General features: G+C 69.2%; 22 protein-coding genes. 10 read left to right on the top strand and 12 right to left on the bottom strand.

From position 1 onward, the window contains the following. Window positions 1-15: 15 nt before the first annotated feature. Both WJ12_RS27085 and aptA read right to left on the bottom strand, forming a co-directional pair. The gene (locus tag WJ12_RS27085) at window positions 16-1533 is read right to left on the bottom strand and encodes a CoA-acylating methylmalonate-semialdehyde dehydrogenase (RefSeq protein ID WP_059556496.1); all 1518 of its coding nucleotides are present in this window, start codon (window positions 1531-1533) and stop codon (window positions 16-18) included. A 48-nt stretch (window positions 1534-1581) separates the two neighbouring features. Beyond that, complete coding sequence (gene aptA / locus WJ12_RS27080) at window positions 1582-2937, bottom strand: omega-aminotransferase AptA (RefSeq protein WP_034191682.1); 1356 nt, start codon at window positions 2935-2937, stop codon at window positions 1582-1584. Between the two features lie 105 nt (window positions 2938-3042). Here aptA and WJ12_RS27075 point away from each other — a divergent pair, with 105 nt between their 5' ends. Then, a complete protein-coding gene (locus WJ12_RS27075; protein ID WP_049028381.1) occupies window positions 3043-3993 on the top strand; it encodes a LysR family transcriptional regulator in 951 nt (316 codons plus the stop codon). Window positions 3994-4081: 88 nt separating this feature from the next. On the opposite strand, the gene WJ12_RS27070 is transcribed toward WJ12_RS27075, so the two are convergent. Genes WJ12_RS27070 through WJ12_RS27060 form a run of 3 tightly spaced genes read right to left on the bottom strand, consistent with a single transcriptional unit; the run spans window position 4082 to window position 6178 of the window. After that, window positions 4082-5338 carry an MFS transporter gene (locus WJ12_RS27070; RefSeq protein ID WP_034191460.1) on the bottom strand — a complete coding sequence of 419 codons (1257 nt, stop codon included), beginning with the start codon at window positions 5336-5338 and terminating at the stop codon, window positions 4082-4084. Further along, entirely contained in the window at window positions 5335-5670 is a 336-nt protein-coding gene (locus WJ12_RS27065) for a hypothetical protein (RefSeq protein ID WP_034191461.1), read from the bottom strand. Before WJ12_RS27065 ends, WJ12_RS27070 begins: the two co-directional genes overlap by 4 nt. Before the next feature lie 37 nt (window positions 5671-5707). After that, on the bottom strand, window positions 5708-6178 hold the full coding sequence (locus WJ12_RS27060) for a MarR family winged helix-turn-helix transcriptional regulator (protein ID WP_059556495.1): 471 nt from the start codon (window positions 6176-6178) through the stop codon (window positions 5708-5710). A gap of 168 nt (window positions 6179-6346) precedes the next feature. Between WJ12_RS27060 and WJ12_RS27055 the strand changes: the two genes are divergently transcribed. Then, window positions 6347-6838, top strand: coding sequence for a 2,4'-dihydroxyacetophenone dioxygenase family protein (locus WJ12_RS27055; RefSeq protein ID WP_059556494.1), 492 nt, complete (start codon window positions 6347-6349; stop codon window positions 6836-6838). A 21-nt stretch (window positions 6839-6859) separates the two neighbouring features. Here WJ12_RS27055 and WJ12_RS27050 read toward each other — a convergent pair whose 3' ends face one another. Then, window positions 6860-8008: an epoxide hydrolase family protein gene (locus WJ12_RS27050; protein ID WP_069245932.1), complete on the bottom strand. Its 1149-nt coding sequence runs from the start codon at window positions 8006-8008 to the stop codon at window positions 6860-6862. A 65-nt stretch (window positions 8009-8073) separates the two neighbouring features. Beyond that, complete coding sequence (locus WJ12_RS27045; protein ID WP_059556492.1) at window positions 8074-9033, bottom strand: GlxA family transcriptional regulator; 960 nt, start codon at window positions 9031-9033, stop codon at window positions 8074-8076. 136 nt (window positions 9034-9169) lie between these two features. Here WJ12_RS27045 and WJ12_RS27040 point away from each other — a divergent pair, with 136 nt between their 5' ends. Both WJ12_RS27040 and WJ12_RS27035 read left to right on the top strand, forming a co-directional pair. Beyond that, window positions 9170-9964, top strand: a complete 795-nt coding sequence (locus WJ12_RS27040; protein WP_034191466.1) for an SDR family NAD(P)-dependent oxidoreductase — start codon at window positions 9170-9172, stop codon at window positions 9962-9964. Window positions 9965-10298: 334 nt separating this feature from the next. Further along, window positions 10299-12083, top strand: a complete 1785-nt coding sequence (locus tag WJ12_RS27035) for a sensor domain-containing diguanylate cyclase (RefSeq protein WP_049033847.1) — start codon at window positions 10299-10301, stop codon at window positions 12081-12083. A 70-nt stretch (window positions 12084-12153) separates the two neighbouring features. Here the strand turns inward: WJ12_RS27035 and WJ12_RS27030 are convergent, their stop codons facing one another. The 3 genes from WJ12_RS27030 to WJ12_RS27020 all read right to left on the bottom strand — a co-directional run bounded on the left by WJ12_RS27030 (window position 12154) and on the right by WJ12_RS27020 (window position 16087). Beyond that, window positions 12154-13515 (bottom strand): MFS transporter, encoded by a 1362-nt coding sequence (locus tag WJ12_RS27030; protein ID WP_059556491.1) that lies wholly within the window; start codon window positions 13513-13515, stop codon window positions 12154-12156. 86 nt (window positions 13516-13601) lie between these two features. Then, on the bottom strand, window positions 13602-14948 hold the full coding sequence (locus WJ12_RS27025) for an MFS transporter (RefSeq protein ID WP_059556490.1): 1347 nt from the start codon (window positions 14946-14948) through the stop codon (window positions 13602-13604). 179 nt (window positions 14949-15127) lie between these two features. Beyond that, window positions 15128-16087, bottom strand: a complete 960-nt coding sequence (locus WJ12_RS27020) for an MBL fold metallo-hydrolase (protein ID WP_006482658.1) — start codon at window positions 16085-16087, stop codon at window positions 15128-15130. A gap of 176 nt (window positions 16088-16263) precedes the next feature. On the opposite strand from WJ12_RS27020, the gene WJ12_RS27015 reads away from it, so the two are divergent. Together WJ12_RS27015 and WJ12_RS27010 are read left to right on the top strand one after the other, a co-directional pair. Continuing rightward, window positions 16264-17922: an IclR family transcriptional regulator gene (locus WJ12_RS27015; protein ID WP_059556489.1), complete on the top strand. Its 1659-nt coding sequence runs from the start codon at window positions 16264-16266 to the stop codon at window positions 17920-17922. A gap of 232 nt (window positions 17923-18154) precedes the next feature. Then, window positions 18155-18298, top strand: a complete 144-nt coding sequence (locus WJ12_RS27010) for a hypothetical protein (RefSeq protein WP_167361898.1) — start codon at window positions 18155-18157, stop codon at window positions 18296-18298. A 324-nt stretch (window positions 18299-18622) separates the two neighbouring features. Here the strand turns inward: WJ12_RS27010 and WJ12_RS27005 are convergent, their stop codons facing one another. Continuing rightward, the gene (locus WJ12_RS27005; RefSeq protein WP_034191471.1) at window positions 18623-19105 is read right to left on the bottom strand and encodes an Lrp/AsnC family transcriptional regulator; all 483 of its coding nucleotides are present in this window, start codon (window positions 19103-19105) and stop codon (window positions 18623-18625) included. A 285-nt stretch (window positions 19106-19390) separates the two neighbouring features. On the opposite strand from WJ12_RS27005, the gene WJ12_RS27000 reads away from it, so the two are divergent. From WJ12_RS27000 to WJ12_RS26985, 4 genes are all read left to right on the top strand, one after another. Next, on the top strand, window positions 19391-20047 hold the full coding sequence (locus WJ12_RS27000) for a LysE family translocator (protein ID WP_049031151.1): 657 nt from the start codon (window positions 19391-19393) through the stop codon (window positions 20045-20047). Between the two features lie 121 nt (window positions 20048-20168). Further along, window positions 20169-21344, top strand: a complete 1176-nt coding sequence (gene kch / locus WJ12_RS26995) for a voltage-gated potassium channel protein (protein ID WP_049031150.1) — start codon at window positions 20169-20171, stop codon at window positions 21342-21344. A gap of 61 nt (window positions 21345-21405) precedes the next feature. Further along, window positions 21406-21837 carry a YqaA family protein gene (locus tag WJ12_RS26990; protein ID WP_049031149.1) on the top strand — a complete coding sequence of 144 codons (432 nt, stop codon included), beginning with the start codon at window positions 21406-21408 and terminating at the stop codon, window positions 21835-21837. A gap of 161 nt (window positions 21838-21998) precedes the next feature. Continuing rightward, window positions 21999-23981: a methyl-accepting chemotaxis protein gene (locus WJ12_RS26985; protein WP_059556488.1), complete on the top strand. Its 1983-nt coding sequence runs from the start codon at window positions 21999-22001 to the stop codon at window positions 23979-23981. Window positions 23982-24013: 32 nt separating this feature from the next. On the opposite strand, the gene WJ12_RS26980 is transcribed toward WJ12_RS26985, so the two are convergent. Next, entirely contained in the window at window positions 24014-25666 is a 1653-nt protein-coding gene (locus tag WJ12_RS26980; protein WP_059556487.1) for an acyl-CoA synthetase, read from the bottom strand. Between the last annotated feature and the right edge of the window lie 129 nt (window positions 25667-25795).

The following is a 25795-nucleotide window of genomic DNA, read 5'->3' as shown; positions in this document are numbered from 1 at the left end:
CAGCCGGCTTGCGCGTCAGCGGCTCGACGGGAAGCTGAATACCGTCCCTTCGCGCACGCCGGCCGACGGCCAGCGCTGCGTGATCGTCTTGCGTTTCGTGTAGAAACGCACGGCGTCCGGGCCGTATGCGTGCAGGTCGCCGAACAGCGAACGCTTCCAGCCGCCGAACGAGTGGTACGCGACCGGCACCGGCAGCGGCACGTTGATGCCGACCATGCCGATCTGGATGTTGTCGCTGAAGTAACGCGCGGCCTCACCGTCGCGCGTGAACAGGCACGTGCCGTTGCCGTATTCGTGCGCGTCGATCAGCGCCATCGCCTCGTCGAGCGACTTCAGGCGGATCACGCCGAGCACGGGCCCGAAGATCTCGTGCTGGTAGATCGGCATGCCGGGCTTCACGTTGTCGAACAGGCACGGGCCGAGGTAGTAGCCGCCGTCGTGGCCGTCGACCTTCACGCCGCGGCCGTCGACGACGAGCGTCGCGCCCGCCGCGACGCCCGCATCGACGAAGCCCGTCACCTTCTCGAAGTGCTGCCGCGTCACGAGCGGGCCCATGTCGACACCCGCGCCGTTGCCCGGGCCGACCTTCATCTTCTCGATCTCGGCCTTCAACCCCGCGACGACCTGGTCGCCCGTCTCGTCGCCGATCGCGACGACGAGCGGAATCGCCATGCAGCGCTCGCCGCACGAGCCGTACGCGGCGCCCATCAGCGCGTTCACCGCATTGCCGATGTCGGCGTCCGGCATCACGACCGCGAAGTTCTTCGCGCCGCCGAGCGCCTGCACGCGCTTGCCGTGCGCGCAGCCGGTCGAGTAGATGTATTCGGCGATCGGCGTCGAGCCGACGAAGCTCACGGCTTTCACGCGCGGGTCGGTCAGGATCGTGTCGACCGCCTCCTTGTCGCCGTTCACGACGTTCAGCACGCCCGGCGGCAGGCCGGCCTCGAGCGCGAGCTCGGCCATGCGCAGCGTCGACGACGGCGTGCGCTCGGACGGCTTCAGCACGAACGTGTTGCCGCACGCGACGGCCATCGGCCACATCCACAGCGGCACCATCACCGGGAAGTTGAACGGCGTGATGCCGGAGACGACGCCGAGCGCCTGGAACTCGCTCCACGAATCGATCGCGGGGCCGACGTTCTTGCTGTGCTCACCCTTCAGCAGCTCGGGCACGTACGTCGCGTATTCGACGTTCTCGATCCCGCGCTGCAGTTCGCCCATCGCGTCGGCGAGCACCTTGCCGTGCTCGGCCGTGATCAGCGCGCACAGCTCGTCGGCATGCTCTTCGAGCAGCGTCTTGAAGCGGCTCATCACGCGCGCGCGCTTCAGCGGCGGCGTGTTGCGCCACGCCGGGAACGCGGCCTGCGCGGACGCGATCGCGGCTTCGACGGTCGGCTTGTCGGCGAGCGCGACGCTCTTGTCCGATTCGCCGGTGGCCGGGTCGAACACCGGCTGGACGCGGTGGCCGCCGTCGACGCGCTTGCCGTCGATCAGGTGGCCGATGGTGGAGGTGACGTTGCTGTCGTGTTTCATCGTTGAGGCTCTTTCGTGAATGCGGTTGTCGCGGGGGCGAGCCGCGGCTCAGTCCACTTCGTTCAGTGCGTCGGACAGCGCGTTGACCAGGTTGTCGATCTCGCGCTTCTCGGCGATGAACGGCGGCGCGAGCTGGATCGTGTCGCCGCCGTAGCGCACGTAGAAGCCCTTCGCCCAGCAGCGCATCGCGATCTCGTACGGACGTCGTGCCGGCTCGCCCGGCAGTGCCGCGATCGTCAGGCCGGCCGCCAGCCCGTAGTTGCGGATGTCCGCGATGTGGCGCTGGCCCTTCAGCCCGTGCACGGCCGCCTCGAAATGCGGCGCGAGATCGCGCACGCGGGCCACCGCGTCCTCCTTCACCAGCAGGTCCAGCGCCGCGACGCCGGCCGCGCACGCGACCGGGTGCGCCGAATACGTGTAGCCGTGCGGGAACTCGAGCATGTACTCGGGGCCACCCGCGGCCATGAACGTGTCGTAGATCTCCTTCGTCGCGATCACGCCGCCGAGCGGCTGCGCGCCGTTCGTCACCTGCTTCGCGAAGTTCATGATGTCCGGCACCACGCCGAATGCGTCGGCGCCCGTCATCGCGCCGGCACGGCCGAAGCCCGTGATGACCTCGTCGAAGATCAGCAGGATGTCGTGCGCGGTACAGATGTCGCGCAGGCGCTTCAGATAGCCCTTCGGCGGCACGACCACGCCCGCCGAACCGGAAAACGGCTCGACGATCACGGCCGCGATGTTCGACGCGTCGTGCAGCGCGATCAGCTCGAGCAGGCGGTCGGCCAGCTCGGCGCCGTGCTCGGGCATCCCGCGCGAGAACTTGTTCTCGGCGAGTTGCGTGTGCGGCAGGAAATCGGCGTCGAGGCCCTGGCCGAACAGCTTGCGGTTCGGCCCGATCCCGCCGACCGAGATGCCGCCGAAGTTCACGCCGTGGTAGCCCTTCTCGCGGCCGATCAGGCGCGTCTTCGTGCCCTTGCCCTTCGCGCGCCAGTATGCGCGGGCCAGCTTCAGCGACGTGTCGGCGGCTTCCGAACCCGAGCCCGTGAAGAACACGTAGTCGAGGCCGGCCGGCGTCAGTTCCTTGATCTTGTTTGCGAGTTCGAACGATTTCGGGTGGCCGAACTGGAATGCCGGCGCGTAGTCGAGCTGCGCGATCTGGCGGCTCACGGCCTCGACGATCTCCGTGCGGCCGTGACCGAGGCCCGTGCACCAGAGGCCCGACAGGCCGTCGAAGATCTTGCGGCCTTCGGCGTCCGTGTAATACGCGCCCTTGCCCGACACGATCATGCGCGGATCGGCCTTGAACTGGCGATTGGCCGTGAACGGCATCCAGTGCGCGTCGAGCCACGCGGCGTCGGTGCGCAGGTTCGTGTCGTCGTGCTGGGCGGTGGTGATGTCGGTCATGTCGGTCGGCGCGGCGCGCCCCTCTTCCTTGTGATGATGTTGCACATTGTCGGGACGCCAATTAGTCTTTTGAATATCGCAATATCAATGTTCACTTGCTCAACTATGCAAGCAAAGAAACCGAAGAGCCGCGCGCTGCTGGGGCAGCTCAGCGACATGGACCTGCGCCTGCTGCGGGTCTTCAAGGGCGTCGTGCAGTGCGGCGGGATGGCGGCGGCCGAACTGGAACTGAATATCGGCATCTCGACGATCAGCCGGCACGTGAAGGATCTCGAAACGCGCCTCGGCCTGGTGCTGTGCCGGCGCGGCCGCGCCGGCTTCACGCTGACGCCGGAAGGCCAGACGGTGTACGAGGAGACGCTGCGCCTACTGGCGTCGATGGAAGCATTTCGCAGCAGGATCGACGGCATTCACGACAAGATGGGCGGAGAATTGCACGTCGCCGTGTTCGACAAGACGGCCACCAACCCGCATGCGCGGCTCGGCGACGCGATCCGCCAGTTCGCCGACGAGGCGCCCGACGTCACGCTGAACCTGCATGTTGCGTCGATCAACGAAGTCGAGCGCGGGATCATCGACGGCAGCTATCAGGTCGGGATCATTCCCGCGCACCGCAATTCGGGCAGCCTCGAGTATGCGGAGCTGTTCGACGAACGGATGCTGCTCTACTGCGGCCGTCAGCATCCGCTGTTCGATGCGCCGCACGGCAAGCTCACGTGGACGACGATCCGCGACCACGCGTTCGCCGGGCTCGGCTTCCATTCACCGAACATGGAGCTGAGTCATCGCGCGAAGCTCACGCGCAGCGCGACCGCGTCGGACCAGGAGTCGATCGCGACGCTGATCCTGTCCGGCCGCTACCTCGGCTTCCTGCCCGACCACTACGCGGAAAGTTTCGAAAACAAGGGGTTGATGCAGCCGATCGCGCCGCACCGGTTCAATTACCGGTGCCGGTTCGTGAGCCTGCTGCGGCGCTCGCCGCGGCCGTCGCGGGCCGCGCTGCTGTTCCAGTCGTGCCTGGAAGCCGCGCATGCGGCCGTGCGGCCGGCGGCGTAGACAGCTCGCGCGGGTCATCCCGGCGAATCCGTTTCCCGGCGGCGGCATCGCATGACGGGCGGACGCGCCGCCCGCCGCCTTGCGTGCATCAGGCGGCGTCGCGCTGTTCGACCGCGCGTCCCGCGCGCAGCGTGTCGCGGTTGCGCTTCACGAAATGCGTCGCGACGAGCGCCGCGGCAAAACCGGACGCCGCGCCGACGCCGAGCGCCCAGCGCGGGCCGAGATGGTTCGCGACCCAGCCGGCCACCGGCGCGCCGATCGGCGTGCCGCCGAGCGCGACCGCGAGGCGCAGCGCCATCACGCGGCCGCGCATCGCCGGCTCGGTGGACAGCTGCATCAGGCTGTTGGTCGAGTTCATGAAGGTGATCGCGGCGACGCCCGTCAGCACGAGCGCGGCCGCGAACAGCCAGTAGCCGGGCGCCAGCGCGGCGAACGTACAACCGAGCCCGAACAGCGCCGCGCCGAACCACAGATGCCCGAAGCGCGGCTGCTCGCGGCGGGCCGCCAGCAGCGCGCCGGACACCGTGCCGACCGCCATCATCGACGACAGGAACCCGAACCCGCGCGCATCGACGTGAAACACGCTGGCGGCCATCGTCGAGATGAACAGCTGGAAGTTGAGCCCGAACGTGCCGATCAGGAACAGCATCACGAGGATCGCCTTCAGGTCCTCGCGGTGCCACACGTAGCGGAAGCCGTCGAGCAGCCCGCCGCGCGAGCGGCCCGCGCGCAGGTTCGCGCGCAGCTCGTCCTCCCGGAGCAGCAGCAGCGATGCCAGCACCGCGAAGAAGCTGAGCCCGTTGGCAACGAATGCCCAGCCCGTGCCGACCGACGCGATCATGAACCCCGCCGCCGCCGGGCCGATCATCCGCGCGGCGTTGAACGACGTCGAATTGAGCGCGACCGCATTCGCCAGCTCGCGATCGCCGACCAGTTCCGCGACGAAGGTCTGCCGCACCGGCGCGTCGAACGCCGACGCACAGCCGAACAGGAACGCAAAAACGTACACGTGCTCGAGCCGTGCAGCGCCCGTGACCGTCAGCATGCCGAGCGCCAGCGCCAGCACGCCCATCAGCGCCTGGGTCGTCATCAGCAGCTTGCGCTGGTCGAAGCGGTCGGCCGCGTAGCCGGTCCACGGCAACAGCAGCAGCTGCGGCCCGAACTGCAGCGCCATCACCGTGCCGACGGCCGACGCGTCGTGATGCGTGAGTTGCGTGAGGACGAGCCAGTCCTGCGCGGTACGCTGCACCCAGGTGCCGATGTTCGACACCAGCGAGCCGATCGCCCAGACGCGATAGTTGAAGCTGCGAAGCGAGCGGAACACGCCCGCCGCCGGCACGCTCATGGCCGCTTCCGGCCGGGCTCGTTGCCGCCGTGCAGGGTGCCGAAGTGCCACGCGAGGAACAGGCCGAGCGCGAGGATGCCGAGCCCGAGCGCCGCGGCGTCGGCCGTGCTTCTCAGGTCGAAATCGCCGACGCGGCACACGAGCGCGTAGGCGATCGCGAGGTTCACGACGCCCCACACGACATTCACGGTGGACGACGACAGCCCGCGGCCGGACGGATTCGCGAACGGCGTCTGGAACGGCTCGCCGCGCAGCCCGCTGACGAGATGCGGCACGACGTTCGCGAGAAACGCGCCGCCGAAGAAGTACGACACGAGATGCAGGAGGTTCATGGTCGGGCGGTCCTTTCGGCGTGCGGGCCGAGGCGGTTCACGGGCGGGCGGGATCCTGGAATTCGGCGAGCCGCTGCAGCAGCTTCACGGCAGCGGCGAGCTCGGCCTGTTCCGCCGCCGACAACTGCGCGTGCAGCGCGCGGAACAGCCAGTCGTCCTTGGCTGCACGGTTGGCCTGCAGCATCTTGCGAAACCCGGGGGTGAGCGCGATCAGCGTCTGCCGGCCGTCGGTCGGGTCGGGCGCGCCGCTGACGGCGCCGAGCGCCTCGAGCGTCGCGACCGTCACGCGCATCGACTGCGGGCGCACGCTTTCGGCACGGGCCAGCGCCGATACGGTAGCCGGGCCGTCGCGGTCGAGCCGCAGCAGCACCGATTTCTGCGATGAAGTGAGGTCGTTCGGATGGGTCTGCTCCCGCATGCGCCGTATCAGTTTGCCGACCGAGATGCGGAGTTCGCCGGCGAGCCCGGCAAGCGGGCGCGTATCGGAGGGGGACGATCGCGTGTTCATGGCGCCACGATATCACATCGACAGTTTAACTGTACAGTTTGGCTGTATATTTCAGGTTGTCAGGATCGTGGGCCCGGCCAGACCCGCGTCGCCGAGAACGGCCGCGTTCCGCCGTGCGAAGCGGCTCTGCGATAATGCGGGCTCCCCATTTCCGCTCCGCCTCCCGCCATGACGCAGCCGCCCGCCCCGCCCTCCACCGACCTGCCGCCGATCTCGTGCCTGCCCGGCGACGCGCTGCCGTGGCTGCCGATGAGCGCCGACCTGCCGGGGCTCGCGATCAAGTACCTGCACATCAATGCGGCCGAGGACACGCTCACCGCGCTGCTGAAGATGCCGGCCGGCGGCACGCTGCCGCGCCACCGTCACGACGGCGAGGTGTTCGTCCATACGCTGCAGGGTGCGTGGCGCTACCTGGAGTACGACTGGGTCGCGCACGCCGGCTCGACCGTGCTCGAACCGGCCGGCTCGGTGCACACGCCGGAAACGCTCGGCGCGCCGGGCGAGGACGTGATCACGCTGAACGTGATGCGCGGCGACCTCGTGCTGCTCGACGACGACGGCCGCGAGACCGCGCGCGAGAATTGCCGCGTCGCGCTGCTGCGCCAGCGCAAGCATGCGCGCACCGCACCGGACGACGCCGCGCCGTTCGTCACGCGGTAAGCCAGACGGCCCGGCCGCGCATTACCGAAACCGCCGGAAGAATCGCCGCACGTCGTCGGCCAGCAGATCCGGCTCCTCCATCGCGGCAAAATGGCCGCCGCTCGGCATGTCGGTCCACTGCACGACGTCGAATACGCGTTCGAGCCAGCTGCGCGGCGGCCGGCCGATTTCCTTCGGGAAACGCGCATACGCGACGGGCACCGCCACGCGTTGCCCGGCCGCGAAGCGCATCGGCTGCAGCCGGTTTTCCCAATACATCTGCATCGACGAGCCGATGCAGCCGGTGAACCAGTAGAGCGAGATGCCGGTCAGCAGCGTATCGTGCGAAAACCGCCGCGCGACGTCGCCGTCGCAATCGCTCCATGCGCGGAATTTCTCGGCGATCCATGCGGCCAGCCCGGCCGGCGAATCGTTGAGCGCGACGGCCAGCGTCTGCGGCTTGGTCATGTGCATATGGGCGTATCCGCCTTCCAGCGCGGCCCACTCGCCGCGCTGCGTCAGGAAGGCCTGCTCGTCTCCGGTCAACGGCAACGCCGCGTCGGCCGGCGGCTCGTAACTGCCGGGCAGGTAGTTCAGATGGATGCCGTCCACCCGGTCGGCATGTCGCGCACCGAGCGCGATCGACACGCCCGCGCCGAGATCGCCGCCCTGCGCACCGAAGCGCCGATAACCGAGACCGGACATCAACGCCGCCCAGCGGTCGGCGACCTGGAATGCCGCCATGCCCGGCGCCCCGGGCGCGGGCGAAAACAGGAAGCCGGGCAACGACGGCACGACGACGTCGAACGCATCGTCGGGATCGCCGCCGAAGGCCGCCGGGTCGCACAGGCGGTCGATCAGCGCGTCGAATTCGAACACGGAGCCCGGCCAGCCGTGCGTGATGACGAGCGGATAAGGTTTCGGTCCCGCCCCGCGCCGGTGAATGAAATGCACGCGCTGCCCGCTTACGTCGGCAACGAACTGCGGCAACCGGTTCAGCGCACGCTCCACCGCACGCCAGTCGAAGCCTTCGGCCCAGTATGCAACCAGTTCGCGCAGCCACGCGCCGTCGACGCCCTGCTGCCACGGCTCGGCGGGTGTCAGCAGCGGCGGGCGGCTGTCGCGCAGCCGCCGGCGCAGGTCGTCCAGCGCATGGTCGGGTATCGCAATGTGGAACGGCTCGGCGGGCATGGCGTCTCCTCACGAAGGGTGCCGGAGATTTTGCGCGCTTTTCCCGGGCCGCGCTGGCGCCCGCGTCAGCCCGTTTCCCGTTCGTCCAGCCGCGCGTCGCGCCGCATCGCCTGCGGCGGCACGCCGAACCCGCGCACGAACGCCTCGCGCATGTGCCGGCGGTCGCGAAAGCCGTTCTCCTTCGCGATCACGTCGAGCGGATGGCGGCTCTGCTCGATCATCAGCCGCGCGGATTCGAGCCGCAGCCGTTCGATCGCCTTCGCCGGCGACTGCCCCGTTTCGAGCGTGAACACCCGGCTGAACTGGCGCGGGCTCAGGTGGACGGCTTCGGCGAGTGCCTCGACGGTCAGCGCGCGGCCGAGGTTGCGCCGCGCATAGTTCAGCGCGTTCTGGATCCGGTCGGATTTCGGCGCGAGATCGAGCATTTCGGAATGCTGCGACTGGCCGCCGCCGCGGCGCTGGTGCATCACGAGCTTGTGCGCGACCGAGCGCGCGGCGTCGGCGCCCAGGTCCTTTTCCACCATCGCGAGCGCGAGGTCCAGCCCGGCCGTCATCCCGGCCGAGGTCCAGATCGGCCCGTCGACGATGTAGATCCGGTCTTCCTCGACGCGAATCTCCGGGTAGTGCCGCTGCATGTCGCGGCCGAACGCCCAGTGCGTGGTCGCGCGGCGCTGCGCGAGCAGCCCGGCCTCGGCCAGCACGAACGCGCCCGTGCAGATGCCGGCGATCCGCCGCGCGCGCGCATTCGCGCGCCTCAGGTAGGTGACGACGCCGGCCGGCGCCGGCGAGACGAGCGGATCGTTGACGCCTGCGACGATCCACGTATCGACGTCGATCCGCCCGCGCAGCGCGCGCGTCGCGACCGTCAGCCCGAGCGACGAGCGCACGTCGCCGCCGTCGACCGAATAGCTGTCCATCACGTAGAACGGCTCGCGCGTGCCCATGTTCGCGTACTCGAACACCGACTGCGCGGCGAGCGCCATGATCTGGAAGCCGTCGCTGATCAGAAAGCCGATTCGGTGCATGAGGATTCTCCGGTCCCGGGCGCGGTCATCGGCCCGATGTCCTGAATCATACCCATCTACGTCATTTGTGTCGCCGCACTTCGGCGCCAGAATGGCTTCACGCCATCCGGCCATTCCCACCGAAACGGAGCACATCATGACGCAAGCACATCGCGGTACCGCCCTCATTACCGGCGCCTCGTCGGGCATCGGCGCCGTCTACGCGGACCGCCTCGCGCGCCGCGGCTACGACCTGATCCTGGTCGCGCGCAATCGCGACCGGCTGAGCGCCCTCGCCGAGCGCATCACGAACGACACGCAGCGCAGCGTCGAGATCGTCGACGCGGACCTCAACGACCGCGCGGCGCTCGCCGCCGTCGAGGCGAAGCTCAAGCAGGACGCGAGCATCACGCTGCTCGTGAACAACGCGGGCATCGGCACGCATGCGCCGCTGCTCGACAGCGACGTCGACGCGATGACGCGAATGATCGACCTGAACGTGACGGCGCTCACGCGCCTGACCTACGCGGCCGTGCCCGGCTTCGTCGCGCGCGGCGGCGGCGCCGTGATCAACATTTCGTCGATCGTCGCGATCTCGCCGGAAACGCTGAACGGCGTGTATGGCGGCAGCAAGGCGTTCGTGCTCGCGTTCAGCCAGTCGCTGCATCACGAACTCGCCGACAAGGGCGTACGGGTGCAGGCCGTGCTGCCGGGCGCGACGGCCACCGATTTCTGGCAGACGGGCGGCCTGCCGCTCGAGCACCTGCCGAAGGAAATCGTGATGACGGCGCCCGACATGGTCGACGCGGCACTCGTCGGCTTCGATCGCGGCGAACTCGTGACGATCCCGTCGCTGCACGCGGGCGACGAATGGGACGCATACGAGACCGCACGCCGCACGATGGCGCCGCACCTGTCGTCCGATACGCCCGCACCGCGCTACGCGAGCTGATCGATCGCGCCGGCCCCGCGCCGAGCGGGGCCGGCCAACGGATCGAACGCCGGCAAACGTGACGGAACACGGCGATGCCCGGCGACGACTCGACCGACGGTCGCCCGGCGTTCGGCGGCAGGTTGACGGGCCGGCGCGGAACGCTCGATTCGTCTGCGGGAACGCTCTCGCGAATTCGTTCCCCGACGGCACAAATGACCGGTGCCACCCATCGATTCCGACACGCTTGCCACGCATTCCGCGCGACAGTAAGCTCTGCGATTGCAGTCCCCACGCAACCTCGTCCGATCACGAGGGCAATCGTCCGTTGCGGAATTCGACCAGGCGGTTCCGTATGTTCATCACCGAGACCGGCGACGCGCCGGCCGCCGCACGCGATCCCGCCGACAAGCAGCCGGCGCTTGCGGCGCTGCCCGAACTCGTCGCCGTCTGCCGTATTGCGCGTGCGCATGCACGCGCGGCCGGCGCGTTCGTCGCGCGCGCCGGCCGCGGCACGCAACGCGTGCTGGCGGCCGACGGAGCCGTGCCCGACCCGCTTCCGGTCGACTGTTTTCCAGCGCGCGTCGAACGCGACCCGTCCGCCGGCAGACGCTACGTCATACACGACCTGCGATGCGACGACGGCCCGCCGCACGCGCCGCAGATCGTCGCGGCCTGTGAGCTGACCGCTGCCGACGGCACGACGCTCGGCACGCTGTGCATCGCCAACGACACCCCCCTGACGCTCGACGGCACGCCATGCGCGCTGCTGCTCGATCTCGCGGTCGTGGCCGAGCGCGCGCTGGCCCGCGCCCTCACGGAAACCGCGTTGCGCGAACGGCTGGCGCGCGTCGAGGAGCACAGCACGCTGACGGCGCTGGCGCTGACCGAAAGCGGCACCGGCGTGTGGGATCGCAACGTGGAAACCGGCGAGATCCATTATTCGCCGGCGTGGAAGGCGATGCTCGGCTATGCGCCGCACGAGCTGAGCAACCGGATCGAGGACGCTTACGAACGCCTGCATCCGGACGACGCCGACGACGTGAAGGCCGCGATGCTCGCCCATTTCGAGAGCCGGACCGACAGCTACGAAGTCGAGCACCGCATCCGCTGCAAGGACGGCACGTACAAGTGGATCCGCAGCCGCGGCAAGGTGATCGCGCGCGACGGCAACGGCCGCGCGCTGCGGATGGTCGGCACGACCACCGACATCACCGCGCTGCGCGAGCTCGCCGAGCGGCTGCTCGACTCGGCCGCGCTCGTCACGGACCTCACCGACCAGGTTCCCGGGCTCGTATTCCAGTTGCGGCAGACCGCCGGCGGGCGCCGCTTCTTCTCGTATGCGAGCGCCGGTGTCCGCGACATCTACGAACTGACGTCCGAGCAGCTCGCCCGCCAGGCGGACACGGTCGAGATGCGGATCCATCCGGCCGACCTGGCCGCCTATCGGCAGTCGCTGCAGGAATCGTCGGTGCACCTGACGCCGTGGCGTCTCGAGTATCGCGTGCTGCTGCCCGGGCAGGGCCTGCGCTGGCGCGAAGGCGATGCGCGCCCGCAGCGCACGATCGACGGCGGCACCGTGTGGCACGGCTTCATCACCGATGCGACCGACCGCAAGCACATCGAGGCCGAATTGCACCGGATGGCGACGACCGACCATCTGACGCAACTGTCGAATCGCCATGCGTTCATGCGGCAAAGCGAAGCGGCGCTACGCGGCGTACGCGCGACCGGCCACGCTGCCGCCGTGCTGATGCTCGACCTCGATCACTTCAAGGCGCTGAACGACCGCTGGGGCCACCCGCTCGGCGACCGCGCGCTGCGGCATTTCGCGCGGCTGCTGCTCGCGGAAACCGGGCCGGACTGCATCGTGGGCCGGGTCGGCGGCGAGGAGTTCGCGATCGTGCTGCCGGGATCGGACCTCGAGACGGCGCTGGCCTTTGCGCGGCGCGTGCAGCAGCGCGCGCGGCAGACGCAGCTCACGCACGAGGACGAGCAGATCGTGCTGACCGTCAGCATCGGCATCGACGCGATGCGGGAATCGGACCTGGGTGCCTACCAGGCGCTGTCGCGCGCCGACAAGGCGCTCTATCTCGCGAAGGAACGCGGCCGCAACCGGATCGAGGTGTATCGGGCATAGCCGCGGCGCCCGCTTCCGCCGGGAACGGGACGACGGCATCCCGCCGCCGCCCAGTCACGCGGCCTCGCCGTCAAGGCGCGGCGTCCGCCCGCGCACCCGCCTCGCCGCGCCGCACGCCCAGCAGCATCGCGATCGCGCACGCGGCCAGCAGCGCCGCGATCATCAGCATCGCCGGATCCATGCTGCCGGTGCGCGTACGGATCAGCCCGACGAGCCAGGGCGTGATCATCCCGCTCGACACGCCGATGCTGCTGATCAGCGCGATCCCGCCCGCCGCGCCGGCGCCCGAGAAATACGCGGACGGCACGGCCCAGAACACCGGATGCGCGGCGAAGATCAGCGTCGCCGCGATCGACAGCAGCGCCATCATCGCGACGATGCTCGGCAGGTGCAGCGTCAGCAGCGCGAGCGCCGCCGCGCCGCCGAACGCACAGGCGGCGAAGTGGCGGCGCCGTTCGCGCTTGCGGTCCGAGCGCCGCGCGATCGCGATCAGGCCGGCCGCGCCGATCGCATTCGGCACGACCGACAGCAGGCTGATCTGCACGACGTCGTGAATGCCGAATTCGCGGATCATCAGCGGCATCCAGAACAGCAGCATCAGCAGCGCGGTGGTCAACGAGAAGTAGATGAACGCGAACAGGTACGTGCGCGGTTCGGCCAGCACCTGCCGCAGCGAATGCGGCGCCGGCGCGCCCGTGCGGGCGCGGTCGGCGGCCAGGTCCGCCGCCAGCCGCTCGCGCTCGGCGTCGGACAGCCAGCGCGCGTGCTCCGGCCGGTCGCACAGCCAGAACCACGCGACCACGCCGAGCAGGATCGCGGGCGCGCCTTCGATCGCGAACATCCATTGCCAGCCGTGCAGCCCCATCACGCCGGACATCCCGCGCATGAGCCAGCCCGACAGCAGCCCGCCGACCATCCCGGCCACCGCGACGCCCGCGTAGAAGATCGACAGCACCGACGCGCGCCGCCGCGCCGGGTACCAGTACGTCAGGTAGAACACCACGCCCGGAAAGAACCCGGCCTCGAACAGCCCGAGCAGGAAGCGCAGCACGTAGAAGTGCCTGGCGCTGTCGACGGTGATCATCGCGACCGACACCGCGCCCCACAGGCACATGATCCGCGCGAACGTGCGGCGCGCGCCGAAGCGGCGCAGCAGCGCGTTGCTCGGCACCTCGAACAGCACGTAGCCGACGAAGAACAGCACCGCGCCGAGGCTGTACATCGCGTCGGTCAGGCCGAGATCCTGCCGCATCTGCAACTGCGCGAAGCCGATGTTGCTGCGATCGAGGATCGACACGATGTAGCAGATGAACAGGAACGGCACGATCCGCAGGCCGATACGGCGGTACAGCGCATCGTCGTCGGCCGCATCCGTCGAACCGGCGGCGGATGCGGCGGCCGGTGCGGCGTGCGCGTGAAGAGGGGCTGACATCGATCGTCTCCTCGATGGATTCGGGTGCGGGCGAAGAGGAAGCGCCGGCCGCCGCCGCCCGCGGGCCGCGACCGGTCGTCACGTGCTCAGCCGCGTGGCGCGCTTTCGCCCTTCACGCCGAGCATCAGCGCGGCGCCGCTGGCCACCAGCAGCGCGGCGAGCAGGTACACGGCGAGATCCATGCTGCCGGTGCGCGTGCGGATCATCCCGATCACCCACGGGCTGACGATGCCGCTCGTGATCCCGAGGCTGCTGATCAGCGCGATCCCGGCCGCGGCCGCGTTGCCCGACAGGTAGCGGGTCGGTACGGCCCAGAAGATCGGCAGCGCGGCGAAGATCAGCGTCGCCGCGATCGACAGGCACGCGAGCATCGCCGCGAAGCTGTGCAGGTGCAGCGTCAGCGCCGCGAGCGCGAGCCCGCCGCCGATCGTGCAGCACGCGAAGTGCTTGCGGCGCTCGCCGGTGCGGTCCGAGCGGCGCGCGATCAGCACCAGCCCGACCGCGCCGACCGCGTTCGGCACGACCGTGTAGAGGCTCACCGCGACGACATCGGTCACGCCGAAGTCGCGGATCATCAGCGGCATCCAGAAGTTGAGCGTCAGCGACGCGCAGGTCAGCGAAAAATAGATGAACGCGAACAGGTACACGCGCGGGTTCGCGAGCGCGGCCATCACGCTGCGCCCGTCGTGCGCGCTGCCGTGCCCGCGGCCTTCGGCGCACAGCGCGGCGACGCGCGCCTTGTCGTCGGCCGTGAGCCATGCGGCGTCCTGCGGCCGGTCGACCAGGAACGTGAACGCGGCGAACGCGAGCAGGATCGCCGGCGCGCCTTCGATCGCGAACATCCATTGCCAGCCGTGCAGCCCGAGCACGCCGCTCATGTCGCGCATGATCCAGCCCGACAGCAGGCCGCCGAGCACGCCGGCCACCGCGACGCCCGCGAAGAACACCGAGATCGCCGCCGCGCGCCGGTTCGCCGGGAACCAGTAGGTCAGGTACAGCACGATGCCGGGGAAGAAGCCGGCTTCGAACACGCCGAGCAGGAAGCGCAGCACGTAGAAGTGCGACGGCTGCGACACGAACATCATCCCGGTCGACGCGAGACCCCACAGCAGCATGATCCGCATGAATGTCCGGCGCGCGCCGAAGCGCGCGAGCAGCATGTTGCTCGGCACTTCGCAGAATACGTAGCCGACGTAGAACACCGCGGCGCCGAGGCCGTACATCGCATCGCTGAAGCCGAGATCGTGCTTCATCTGCAACTGCGCGAAGCCGATGTTGATGCGGTCGAGAAACGACACGACGTAGCAGAGGAACAGGAACGGGACGATCCGCCACGCGATCTTGCGGAACAGTTGCGCGTCGCTGAATTCGGATACCGAAGCCGACGCACGCGCGTGCGCGAGCGTCGTTCCGGCGGGAAGCGATTGGGGCATGTCTCTCTCCAAACGGGCCGCGCGATTCGCGCGCGCGGCAGTCTCCGAGGGCGTGCGTGCGCCCTGCTTTCTTGTGAGACCGGATCCGGCTGCCGGCACCGCGGCGCACTGCCGCCGCGGATGCCGCAACCGTCGGGGAAACGGCGATGCTTACGTCAGCGCTCGCCGTCGTGCGCCGCTCAGTCCTGCAGCGCGGCCCACATGTCCTTGTCGCGCTGCGCGGTCCAGATGCGCGGATGCGCGATGCCGCTCGCTTCGTCGAAGGCGCGCGACACGTCGAACGGCAGGCAGTGTTCGTAGATGAACACGTGGCCGAACTTCGGGTCCATCGCTTCGCGCGTGAGCGCCATCGCCGCCTTCAGGTCGAGATTGCGCTCGACGGCCTTGCGGCCCTGCGCGAGCAGCGTCGTGACGAAATCCTTCGTGTAGTCGAGGCCCTTGTTCACCTCCGCCGGGTTCAGCAGCGCGGGGCCGCGGCCCGGCACGAGCTTCTCGGCGCCGAGCGCGCGCAGCGCCTCGAGCGTGGCCGGCCACTGTTCGAGCTGCGCATCGCCGCAGTAGCACGCGGCGTCGTACTCGACGAGGTCGCCCGAGAACAGCACCTTCTGCGACGGCAGCCAGACGATCGTGTCGCCCTTCGTGTGGCCCGAGCCGACGTGCATGATCTTCACCTCGAGCTTGCCGAGGAACAGCGTGATCTCGCGCTCGAACACGAGCGTCGGCCAGGTCAGGCCCGGCACCGTCTCGACGCCGGCGAACAGGCGCGGGAAGCGTTCGATCTCCGACTTCATGTCGGCCTCACCGCGCTCGACGATCATCTCGTACGTGCCGCGGCTCGCGATCACGTGCTGCGCGCCTTCGTCGAAATACGCGGACGCGCCGAGCACGCGCACCGCGTGGTAATGCGACAGCACCACGTGCTTGATCGGCTTGTCGGTCACGCTGCGGATCTTCGCGATCAGGTCCTGCGCCATCGCGGGCGTCGCGGTCGTGTCGACGATCAGCACGCTGTCGTCGCCGATGATCACGCCCGAGTTCGGGTCGCCTTCGGCGGTGTACGCGTAGGCGTTCTCGGACAGCTTCGTCCAGGTGACTTTCTTCTCTTCCAGATCGGCTTGGGAGGCGAATGCTTTGGCCATGTTGCGTTCCGTGGCTGCGAGCCATGTGTTGAGGGGAGTGAGCGGATCATCTTCCCGCATCGAATATTTGTCAATGACAAAGTCGCTTGTTATTGTCTAATACGGGTAAACCTGCGGGCTGGCGCGATAAATGGCGTCGGATACCATGCGGGGTTTCGTCAAGGAAGAATCATCGCGTGCAGAACCACGAAGTCAGCGCGGACGATGCGCCGCCCAAGGCGCAGCGCGGCATCCAGAGTGTCGAGGTCGGCGGCCGGCTGCTCGACGCGCTCGCGCGCCGGCGCAAGCCGCTCGGGCTGTCGGAACTGGCCGCGGCGGCCGACCTGTCGACCGCGCAGGCGCATACCTATCTCGTCAGCCTGACGCGGCTCGCGCTCGTGAAGCGCGACGCGATCACCGGCAACTACGAGCCGGGCCCGCTGTCGCTGCGGCTCGGGCTGATGTCGATCGAGCGTCAACCGGCCTACCGCGCGACGCTGCCGCACGCGGTGCGACTCGCCGAAGCCGTGGGCCTGAGCGTCGCGCTGTCGGTGCCGGGCGCGCTCGGCCCGACGATCGTGCGCATCGAGCACGGTGGTTATCCGTTGCATGTGAACCTGCACGTCGGCTCGGTGATGTCGCTCGACACGACGGCGACCGGCCGCGTGTTCCGCGCATTCGGCGAACCCGCGCAGCTCGACGCGATGGCGGCGAGCCAGGCCGGCGCGGGCGAGACGCTCGCGGGCGCCGAGGGCGTGCAGCCGGCGCCGGACGCGGACGTGCAGCAGGCCGAACGCGAGGCGATCCGCGCACGCGGCATCGAACGCGGCATCGACCGGCCGAGCCCCGGCGTCAGCGCGATGTGCGTGCCCGTCCTCGACGCGCACGGGCGTCTGCAGCTTGCGTTGACGGTGATCGGTTCGAGCGGGTCGATCGATGTCGACTGGCACGGCCCGATTGCGACGGCCTTGCGCGAAGCAGCGCGGCAGGCCACCGCGTCGCTCGGCGCGGAAAGGGCGAACCAGGCCGAACCGCTGGCCGCCCCGGCAGCGGGCCCGGCTCGCGTGCCACCGGCACTGGCCGACGACGCGAAGGCGCAACGCGGGATCAACGCGCTCGACAGCACCGGCGACCTGCTGCTCGCGCTGGTGTCGGCGGGCCGCGCGCTGCCGTTGCGCGATCTCGCGGCGGCAGCCGGCATGCCGGCCGCGAAGGCGTTCCCCCATCTCGTCAGCCTGCAGAAGATCGGCCTGCTGAGCCGCGACGACGCCGGCTGCTTCGACGGCGGCCCGCTCGCGCAGGCGCTCGGCCTGATCGCGATGCAGCGCGTGTCGCCGACGCGCGACGCGGAAGCCGAGATCGTCGCGCTGGCCGCCGCGACAGACATGAGCGTCGCCGCCGCGACGCTCGGCCCGCTCGGCCCGACCGTGATCCGTCTCGAGGAATCGGCACGGCCGCAGCACGTGAGCCTGCAGGTCGGCACCGTGATGTCGCTCGTCAATACGGCGATCGGCCGGATCTTCGCGTCCGGCATGTCCGAGGACGTGCTGGCCGACCTGCTCGCCAACGAGCCCGTGCGCCTCGCGGGCAGCCGCACCGCGCCGGACGACGCCGCATTCCGTGCGCGGCTCGCGGCGATTCGCGCGGACGAACTCGATTTCGCATTCGACGCGCCGGTGCCGGGCATCGGCACGGTCGCCGCGCCCGTGTTCGATCACACCGGCAGCATCCGGCTCGTGATCGCGATCATCGGCTCGTCGCGCGGCTTCCCGCGCGGGCCGGACAGCGACCTCGCACAGGCACTGCTCGCCGCGACGCGGCGACTGTCCTGGCGGTTCGGGTGGATCGGCCGGTAATCGCGCCCCGTTTCCCCTACACTCGCCTTCCCTTGTCCCGCTTCCCGCGAAGCCTGGCCGGGACGGCCTCGGCACGCCTGTCCGCGACGCAAACGCGGTCAGACATGCATGTTGCGCGGCAGCAACATAAAGTGTCAGGAATTCTCATATAACGAAATCGCATTTCACAAGGCGGTGATGCTCCGTTATGATTAGGGTTATCCCTAACTCGCCACCTATACGGGGCTTCGTCATGCAAACGTCCAACGTCTCCAACCGTTCCACCCAATCCACCGGCTGGCTCGCACGTGTGAGCGAGCTGCTTGCAGAAGCGTGGGCGCTCCACCTCGAGAACTGCGAAATCATCGCGCAAGCACACGCGCGCCTGCCGCGCTGAGCAGGCCGACCGGCCGCCAGCGGCCGCTGCGTCGGGCATCGGAACATGGCGGTGCCGGCGTGGAAACAGGCCGGGCTCGTCCCGGCCGGCCGTGCTCACCGCGCCGCGAGCGTTTGAAGGTCATCTCGAGGCCGCTTCAAGGCCGATAGCCGGCGCACGATTGCGCCGGACCGCCGCCACCGGAAGATTCATCCGTTTTCCGCGCTCGCCTGCCGACTCTGCCGGCAAGCGTTGCCTGTCGGCCCTTTGGCGGTTTTCTCCGCGCCCCGCCCGCAGCCGCACGCGCCGTCGTTTCAACGACGGCCGCCCTCCGTCCGCACCCCGTCACACCTGGATCGAAGGCACGTCCTTCATGCAACGCAGCGCGAACATCGAGCGGCTGTGGCGGATGCTCGAAATCCGGTACAGCTTTTCGCGCAGGAAGCGCTCGTAGCCGGCCGTGCCGTCCACCGCGACCTTGATCCAGTAGTCGTACTCGCCGGACACCAGATACGCCTCGAGCACTTCCGGCAGCGCCGCCAGCTCCGAACCGAAACGCGCGAGCGCGTCGTCCTCGTGGCGATCGAGCGTGACTTCGAGGATCACGATGTCCGCGTAGCCGAGCATGCGCTGGTTGACCAGCGCGACGTACCCGTCGATGTAGCCGTCGAGTTCGAGTTGCCGCGTGCGGTTCCAGCAGGCGGTGGTCGACATGCCGATCTGTTCGGCGAGTTCGGCGTTCGACAGGCGCGCGTTTTTCTGCAATGCGCCCAGGATCTTGCGGTCCTGGTTGTCGAGCGTTCTCGGCGTGCGTTCGCGGGTAGCCATGATGAAAAGAATCTTCTACTTAAAATCAGCATTCTAGCTGAACAGGATTCCGGTTTCAGGCCCGTTTAGCCGGAAAACAGGAAGCCTTTTAACCGGGCCGCTTGATACATTTTCACCATGCCTGCTGCCCGGCACGCTCCCCGCGACCACCCCTTCGCAGCGGGACGCACGGCCGCAATCACGAGTTGCGGTGCCGGGCCGCAGGCATGCGATTCCCCGCCGCCCGCACGCCTATCCGATCGCGTGCGGGGCCGGTGCCCGCGGCCCTGTTCCTGCACTCCCGTCATGTCGTTCAAGCTTTATCTGTCGTTCCTCGCTGCTTCCGTCGTCCTGATTTACGCCCCCGGTCCCGTCAACCTGCTCACGATGAACCAGGCGCTGCGCGCCGGCTGGCGCCGCGCGCTGCCGTGCGTGTGGGGCGGCACGCTCGCGGTGCTGCTGCAACTCGCGCTGACCGCGCTGTGCCTGAATTCGCTGGTGCATGTCAGCGCGCATGCCTTGACCGCGCTGCGCTGGGCCGGCGCCGCGTATCTCGTGTGGCTCGGCGCCAGGCAATGGCTCAGCCGGGCGCCGGCCAACGCATCCGCTCCGTCCACCGATGCCGCGGCCGGAGCCGCAATCGCCCGGCAGGACACCGACACCGACCGCGCGCTGTTCTGGCGCGGCGTCGCGACCTCCGGCCTGAATCCGAAAACGCTGCTGTTCTTTCCGTCGTTCTTTCCGCAGTTCATCAGCCCGAATGCCGACTGGAGCCTGAACCTTCAATTCCTGCTGCTCGCGACGACGTTCGCGTTGCTGTTCGCGGGCGGCGTCGCGTCGATGGCGCTGTTCTCGCACCGGCTGAGCCGCGCGCTGCAGCGGCCGGCGCGGATGCGCGCGATGAACCGCGTGACGGGCGGGCTGCTCGTCGGAATGGGCGCGATGATGGTCGGGTGGAACTGAACGGCCCGGTCTGCCGGCTTCGTCGCGGCCGCCGTCGAGCCCCGCGAAAAAGCAGCCGCTCGCCGAATGCTTTAGGGTAGCGGCTGGTTCGTTGGACATGCCCGGGCCGCCGGGCGACTGAATGAAGCACGTCACTACCCGCCTGCGGCGCCTGTTCGCGCCGATCGGCCTGCACTGGTATCTCGCCCTCCTTCTCGCGCTCGATGCGTTGATGGTGCTGCGCCCCGTCGTCGAGCATGCGCGGCTCGGCCTGCATCACGCGTGGCTCGCCGATGCGCTGAACCTCGTCGACACCGCGGGGCTCGTCGTGCTGCCGCAAGTCGTCGTCGCGGCCGGCCTCGCGACGATGGCCATCGGCATCGTGCTGCGCGCCCGCGTCGCGTGGGTGCTGTCGATCGTGCTGCTGGTCGCGGCCGCCGCGATCAGCATGCTCGGCGGCTATCGCAGCCACGCGGTGTTCGTCTACACGGCCGTGCTGGTCGTCGCGCTGCTCTATTACTGGCGGCACTTCGACCGCGCGAGCATCGCCGCGAGCAGCCTGTTCGCGTTGCTGAGCATCGTGTCGCTGCTGATCTACGCGACCTTCGGCGTGCTGTACCTCGGCGACGAATTCACGCCGCCCGTCCACGATCTCGCCACCGCCGTCTATTTCTCGATCGTGTCGATGTCGACGGTCGGCTACGGCGACATCGTCCCGCACGCGCCGACCGCGCGGCTGTTCACCGCCTCGGTGATCGTGCTCGGCATCACCGTGTTCGCGACATCGATCAGCGCGGTCGTCGGCCCCGTGATCGGCGGCAATCTGAAACGGATCGTCAAGGGAGGCCTGTCGAACGTGATCCGCAAGCATCATTTCCTGATCGTCGGCGCGACGCCGGTTGCGCACGCGGTACACGACGGGCTGCGCAAGCGCGGCTACGCGGTGACCGTCGTCGTGCCGGCCGGCGTCGAGCACAACTACGCGGCCTCGACCGACCTGATCGTCGGCGACGCGGCCGATCATGCGGTGCTGGAAAGCGCCGGCGCGGCGACCGCGCGTGCCGTGCTCGCGCTGCGCTCCGACGACGCCGAGAACGCGTTCGTCATCCTCGCGATCCGCGAGATCGCGCCGACGGTGCGAACGGTCGCGCTCGTGAACCAGCAGCGCAACCTCGAACGGCTGCGCCTGCTGAAACCCGACATGGTGTTCTCGCCGCAGCAACTCGCGGGCGAACTGCTCGCCAGCACGCTCAACGACGAACCGGTCGACAAGTCGTTGATCTCGCACCTGCTGTTCGGCACGGCCGGCGCCACCTAGCACCGTGCGCCCGTGATCGCCTGATCCGGGCCGGCCGGCATTCGGCCGGTACAATCGCGCGATGTCCGAATTGCTCACTTACGGCGGCCTGTTCGCCGTGTCGATGGTCGCCGCGACCCTGTTCCCGCTCCAGTCCGAAGCCGTGCTCGCGGGCCTGCTGCTCGCCGGGCGCGAACCCGTGTGGGCGCTGGTGCTCGTCGCGAGCATCGGCAACGTCGCCGGCTCGGCGATCAACTGGGCGCTCGGGCGCGGCATCGAGCACTTCCGCGACCGCCGCTGGTTTCCGGTCAAGCCGTCCGCGCTCGCGCGCGCCGAGCGCTGGTACGGGCGCTACGGCCGCTGGTCGCTGCTGCTCAGCTGGGCGCCGGTCATCGGCGATCCGCTGACGATGATCGCCGGCGTGCTGCGCGAGCCGCTGCCGACCTTTCTCGTCATCGTGACGATCGCGAAAGTCGGCCGCTACCTGGCCGTCGCGTGGCTCGTGACGCACTGACCCGCTGACCGGCCGACGCGCGCCACCGACCTCCGGCAACACCCGTTCGCGGCGCCGCCGGCTTCGTCCCGCTAAAGATTTCGCCGAATCTGCCGTTTTCCTTACGGACTGCGGTGACGCGTGCGTTCCGCCCCTCTCACTCTCCCCACTCAGGATGTTTCATGAGATCGACCCAATTGGGCCGGGTGAGCGTCGGCGCGCGTCTGGCCGCGCTGGCGTGCGTGCTCGTCGCCCTGCTGTTTACCGTGTTCGCGTGGACGCTCGCCCATTTCGCCGGCCAGCAGCTCGCTGAAGAAGCCCATCTGCGGATCGCCGACAAGGAGCAGTCGATCCGCGCGATGGTCGACCTGTTCGACAAGGCCCTGACCGCCGAAGCGAACCGCTCGATGACGCTGTTCGCGAGCTTCCTGCCGGCCGATTTCTCGCTCGACGCGGCCCGCACGGTCGACATCGGCGGCGTCGCCGCGCCGACCCTCCTCGCGGGCGGCCAGCCGCTCGACCTCGACTACGCGATTCCCGACCAGTTCCTGAAGAAAAGCGGCGCGATCGCGACGATCTTCGCGCGCGACGGCGACGATTTCGTGCGCATCACGACGTCGCTGAAGAAGCAGGACGGCGCGCGCGCCGTCGGCACCCGGCTCGACCGCGCCGGGCCCGCGTATGCGCCGCTGGTCGCCGGGCGCAGCTATACCGGCCTCGCGAGGCTGTTCGGCCGGCCGTACATCACGCAGTACAAGCCGGTGACCGACGCGAGCGGCCGCGTGATCGGCGCGCTGTTCGTCGGCCTCGACATCGGCAACGAACTCAAGCTCGTCGAAGACGGCATCCGCTCGCTGAAGATCGGCGACAACGGCTACTACTTCGTGCTCGATGCGTCGCAGGGCCCGTCGCGCGGCACCTTCGTCGTGCATCCCGATGCGGCCGGCCAACCCGCCGACGACACGCGTGCGCCGTATGCGCGGATGCTCGCGGCCGGCCAGGGGCGGCTCGCGTACACGTCGACCGACCCGGCCGCGCACGACAGCGGCCCGACCGCGAAATTCGTATCGTTCACGACGATTCCGCAGTGGCAGTGGCTCGTCGGCGGCATCGCGCTCGACGACGAACTGCTCGCCGCCATGCGCGCCACCCGCAACCGCTTCCTGATGATCGGCGCGGTGCTCGTCGCGGCGTTCGCGACGCTGTTCGTGATCGTCGTGCGGCGTGTCGTGAGCCGGCCGCTGGAAGCCGCCGCCCGCGCCTCCGAGCGCTACGCGGCGGGCGATCTCAGCGTGCGCATCCGCGACGGCGCGCACGCGCGCGGCAGCGCCGGCAACGACGAGATCGGCCGGCTCGTGCAGGCGGTCGACGGCATCGGCGACGGCCTCGCGCGGATCGTCGCGCAGGTACGCAACAGCTCGGCCGACATCGCGCACGGCACGGTCGGCATCGCGGCCGGCAGCGGCGACATCGCCGCGCGGATCGCGACGCAGGCGAGCAGCGTCGAGCAGACGGCCGCCAGCATGGAACAGATCACCGCCGCCGTGCAGCAAAGCGCCGAGCATGCGGCGCAAGCCAACATGCTGGTCGCGGACGCGTCGGCCGCCGCGACGAACGGCGACGCCGCGGTGCAGCGCGTGGCCGCGACGATGGACGACATCGGCCGCGCGACGCGCCGGATCGCCGAGATCACCGGTACGATCGAAGGCATCGCGTTCCAGACCAACATCCTCGCGCTGAACGCGGCCGTCGAGGCCGCCCGTGCGGGCGAGCACGGCAAGGGGTTCGCGGTGGTCGCGGCCGAGGTGCGCGCGCTTGCGCAGCGCAGCGCGGCCGCCGTCAAGGAGATCGACGCGCTGAGCGCCGAATCGTCGACGACGGTCGAACAGGGTTACCGGATCGCGGACGCCGCGCGCGGCACGATGCGCGAGATCGTCGCGCGGGTCGACCAGGTCCGCACGCTGATCGGCGAGATCAGCGCCGCGTCGCGCGAGCAATCGACCGGCATCGAGCAGGTCAACCTCGCCGTCACGCAGATCGGCGACGCGACGCAGCAGAACGCGATGCTGATCTCGGACGCCGAGCGCGCGGCCGTCGCGCTGCGCGACCAGGCCGCGCAGCTGTCGGACGCGGTCAGCGTGTTCCGGCTCGAACGCGACGCGTGACGGACGCCGGATGATCGGGCCCGGCGCCGCGCCTACTTCTTGTCGCCCGCCAGGTCGATCGCCTTGTCCGAGCCAACCGCGTTGCGCAGCTGGAACTTCTGGATCTTGCCGGTCGACGTCTTCGGCAGCTCGCCGAAGCGCACGGCCTTCGGCACCTTGAAGCCCGCCAGCAGTTGCCGGCAATGCGCGACGATCTCCGCCTCGGTGGCGCTCGCGCCTTCGCGCAGCTCGACGAACGCGCACGGCACCTCGCCCCATTTCGGGTCGGGCATCGCGACGACCGCCGCGACGGCGACGGCCGGATGGCGGTACAGCGCGTCCTCGACCTCGATGCTCGAGATGTTCTCGCCGCCCGAGATGATGATGTCCTTCTTGCGATCCTTGATCCGGATATAGCCGTCCGGCATCAGCACCGCGAGATCGCCCGTATGGAACCAGCCGCCGTGGAACGCCTCGTCGGTCGCCTTCGGGTTCTTCAGGTAGCCCTTCATGCAGATGTTGCCGCGGAACATGATCTCGCCGAGCGTCTCGCCGTCGGCCGGCACCGGCGTCATCGTGTCGGGATCGAGCACCGTCGCGCCCGCCTCGAGGTGGTAGCGCACGCCCTGGCGCGCATTGAGCCGGGCGCGGTCCTCGTCGGGCAGTTCGTCCCAGTGCGCCTGCTTCGCGCAGACGGTCGCCGGGCCGTAGACCTCGGTCAGCCCGTACACGTGCAGCAGGTCGAAGCCGATCTCCTTCATCTTCGCGATCACGGCCGGCGCGGGCGCCGCACCCGCGACCATCGCGTGCACCGTGTGGTCGATTCCGGCGCGGAATTCCGCCGGCGCGTTCGCGATCGCGCTCTGCACGATCGGCGCGCCGCAGTAATGCGTGACGCGCTCGCGGCGGATCAGGTCGAACACGGTCTTCGCGTCGAACCTGCGCAGGCACACGTTCACGCCCGCGCGCGCGGCGACCGCCCACGGGAAGCACCAGCCGTTGCAGTGGAACATCGGCAGCGTCCACAGATACACCGCGTGCTTCGGCATGTCCCATTCGAGGAGGTTGCTGACCGCCGCGAGATACGCGCCGCGGTGATGGTAGACGACGCCCTTCGGGTCGCCGGTCGTGCCGGACGTGTAGTTCAGCGCGATCGCGTCCCACTCGTCGGCGGGCGGCGTCCACGCGTAGTCGGCATCGCCGCCGGCCACGAACGCCTCGTAGTCGGTCGCGCCCGCGAACCGCTCGGGATCGGCCGGCATCGCGTCGGCCACGCTGACGATCTTCAGGCCCGGCACCTCGAGCGCCGCGCGATGCGCGAACTCCGCGTACTCGGTGTCGACGATCAGCACCTTCGCCTCGCCGTGACGAAGCATGAACAGCACCGACGGCACGTCGAGGCGCGTGTTGATCGTGTTGAGCACCGCGCCGGCCATCGGCACGCCGAAGTGCGCCTCGACCATCGCCGGGATGTTCGGCAGCATCGCCGCGACCGTGTCGCCGCGCTCGACGCCGGCCCGCGCAAGCGCGCTCGCCAGTTGCTTCGCACGCGTGTAGGTCTCGCCCCACGTGCGCTGCACGTCGCCGTGCACGATCGCCACGCGCTCGCCGTAGACTTCGGCCGTCCGGACCAGGAAGTCGATCGGGGTGAGCGGCACGTAATTGGCGTCGCGGCGGCCGAGTCCGGCCTCGAACATCTGCGTCATGATCCTGTCTCCCGTATTCTGCCGACCGGCGTGCATGCACCCCGGATCGTTTTGATGTGGTTCAATTGCCGACAGCCTAACGGGCGTTATTGTGAGCCGTCTGTCATCGAAACGACAGAGTGCCTTTCG

The sequence above is a fragment of the Burkholderia seminalis genome (assembly GCF_001718535.1).
In the GTDB taxonomy this organism is placed as follows: Bacteria; Pseudomonadota; Gammaproteobacteria; order Burkholderiales; family Burkholderiaceae; genus Burkholderia; species Burkholderia seminalis.
Note: the sequence above shows the minus strand (reverse complement) of the source record. Positions and strands in the feature narration are given on the sequence as shown.

Bases quoted from the DNA above. Each gene is read 5' to 3' on its own strand.
- WJ12_RS27050 (WP_069245932.1), bottom strand. From the start codon at position 8,008: ATGCCCGCCGAGCCGTTCCACATTGCGATACCCGACCATGCGCTGGAC.
- WJ12_RS27060 (WP_059556495.1), bottom strand. From the start codon at position 6,178: ATGAACACGCGATCGTCCCCCTCCGATACGCGCCCGCTTGCCGGGCTC.
- WJ12_RS27065 (WP_034191461.1), bottom strand. From the start codon at position 5,670: ATGAACCTCCTGCATCTCGTGTCGTACTTCTTCGGCGGCGCGTTTCTC.
- WJ12_RS27020 (WP_006482658.1), bottom strand. From the start codon at position 16,087: ATGGCCAAAGCATTCGCCTCCCAAGCCGATCTGGAAGAGAAGAAAGTC.
- WJ12_RS27005 (WP_034191471.1), bottom strand. From the start codon at position 19,105: ATGGCTACCCGCGAACGCACGCCGAGAACGCTCGACAACCAGGACCGC.
- kch (WP_049031150.1), top strand. From the start codon at position 20,169: ATGAAGCACGTCACTACCCGCCTGCGGCGCCTGTTCGCGCCGATCGGC.
- WJ12_RS27055 (WP_059556494.1), top strand. From the start codon at position 6,347: ATGACGCAGCCGCCCGCCCCGCCCTCCACCGACCTGCCGCCGATCTCG.
- WJ12_RS26980 (WP_059556487.1), bottom strand. From the start codon at position 25,666: ATGACGCAGATGTTCGAGGCCGGACTCGGCCGCCGCGACGCCAATTAC.
- WJ12_RS27000 (WP_049031151.1), top strand. From the start codon at position 19,391: ATGTCGTTCAAGCTTTATCTGTCGTTCCTCGCTGCTTCCGTCGTCCTG.
- WJ12_RS27035 (WP_049033847.1), top strand. From the start codon at position 10,299: ATGTTCATCACCGAGACCGGCGACGCGCCGGCCGCCGCACGCGATCCC.
- WJ12_RS26990 (WP_049031149.1), top strand. From the start codon at position 21,406: ATGTCCGAATTGCTCACTTACGGCGGCCTGTTCGCCGTGTCGATGGTC.
- aptA (WP_034191682.1), bottom strand. From the start codon at position 2,937: ATGACCGACATCACCACCGCCCAGCACGACGACACGAACCTGCGCACC.
- WJ12_RS27025 (WP_059556490.1), bottom strand. From the start codon at position 14,948: ATGCCCCAATCGCTTCCCGCCGGAACGACGCTCGCGCACGCGCGTGCG.
- WJ12_RS27040 (WP_034191466.1), top strand. From the start codon at position 9,170: ATGACGCAAGCACATCGCGGTACCGCCCTCATTACCGGCGCCTCGTCG.
- WJ12_RS26985 (WP_059556488.1), top strand. From the start codon at position 21,999: ATGAGATCGACCCAATTGGGCCGGGTGAGCGTCGGCGCGCGTCTGGCC.
- WJ12_RS27045 (WP_059556492.1), bottom strand. From the start codon at position 9,033: ATGCACCGAATCGGCTTTCTGATCAGCGACGGCTTCCAGATCATGGCG.
- WJ12_RS27010 (WP_167361898.1), top strand. From the start codon at position 18,155: ATGCAAACGTCCAACGTCTCCAACCGTTCCACCCAATCCACCGGCTGG.
- WJ12_RS27085 (WP_059556496.1), bottom strand. From the start codon at position 1,533: ATGAAACACGACAGCAACGTCACCTCCACCATCGGCCACCTGATCGAC.
- WJ12_RS27075 (WP_049028381.1), top strand. From the start codon at position 3,043: ATGCAAGCAAAGAAACCGAAGAGCCGCGCGCTGCTGGGGCAGCTCAGC.
- WJ12_RS27070 (WP_034191460.1), bottom strand. From the start codon at position 5,338: ATGAGCGTGCCGGCGGCGGGCGTGTTCCGCTCGCTTCGCAGCTTCAAC.
- WJ12_RS27030 (WP_059556491.1), bottom strand. From the start codon at position 13,515: ATGTCAGCCCCTCTTCACGCGCACGCCGCACCGGCCGCCGCATCCGCC.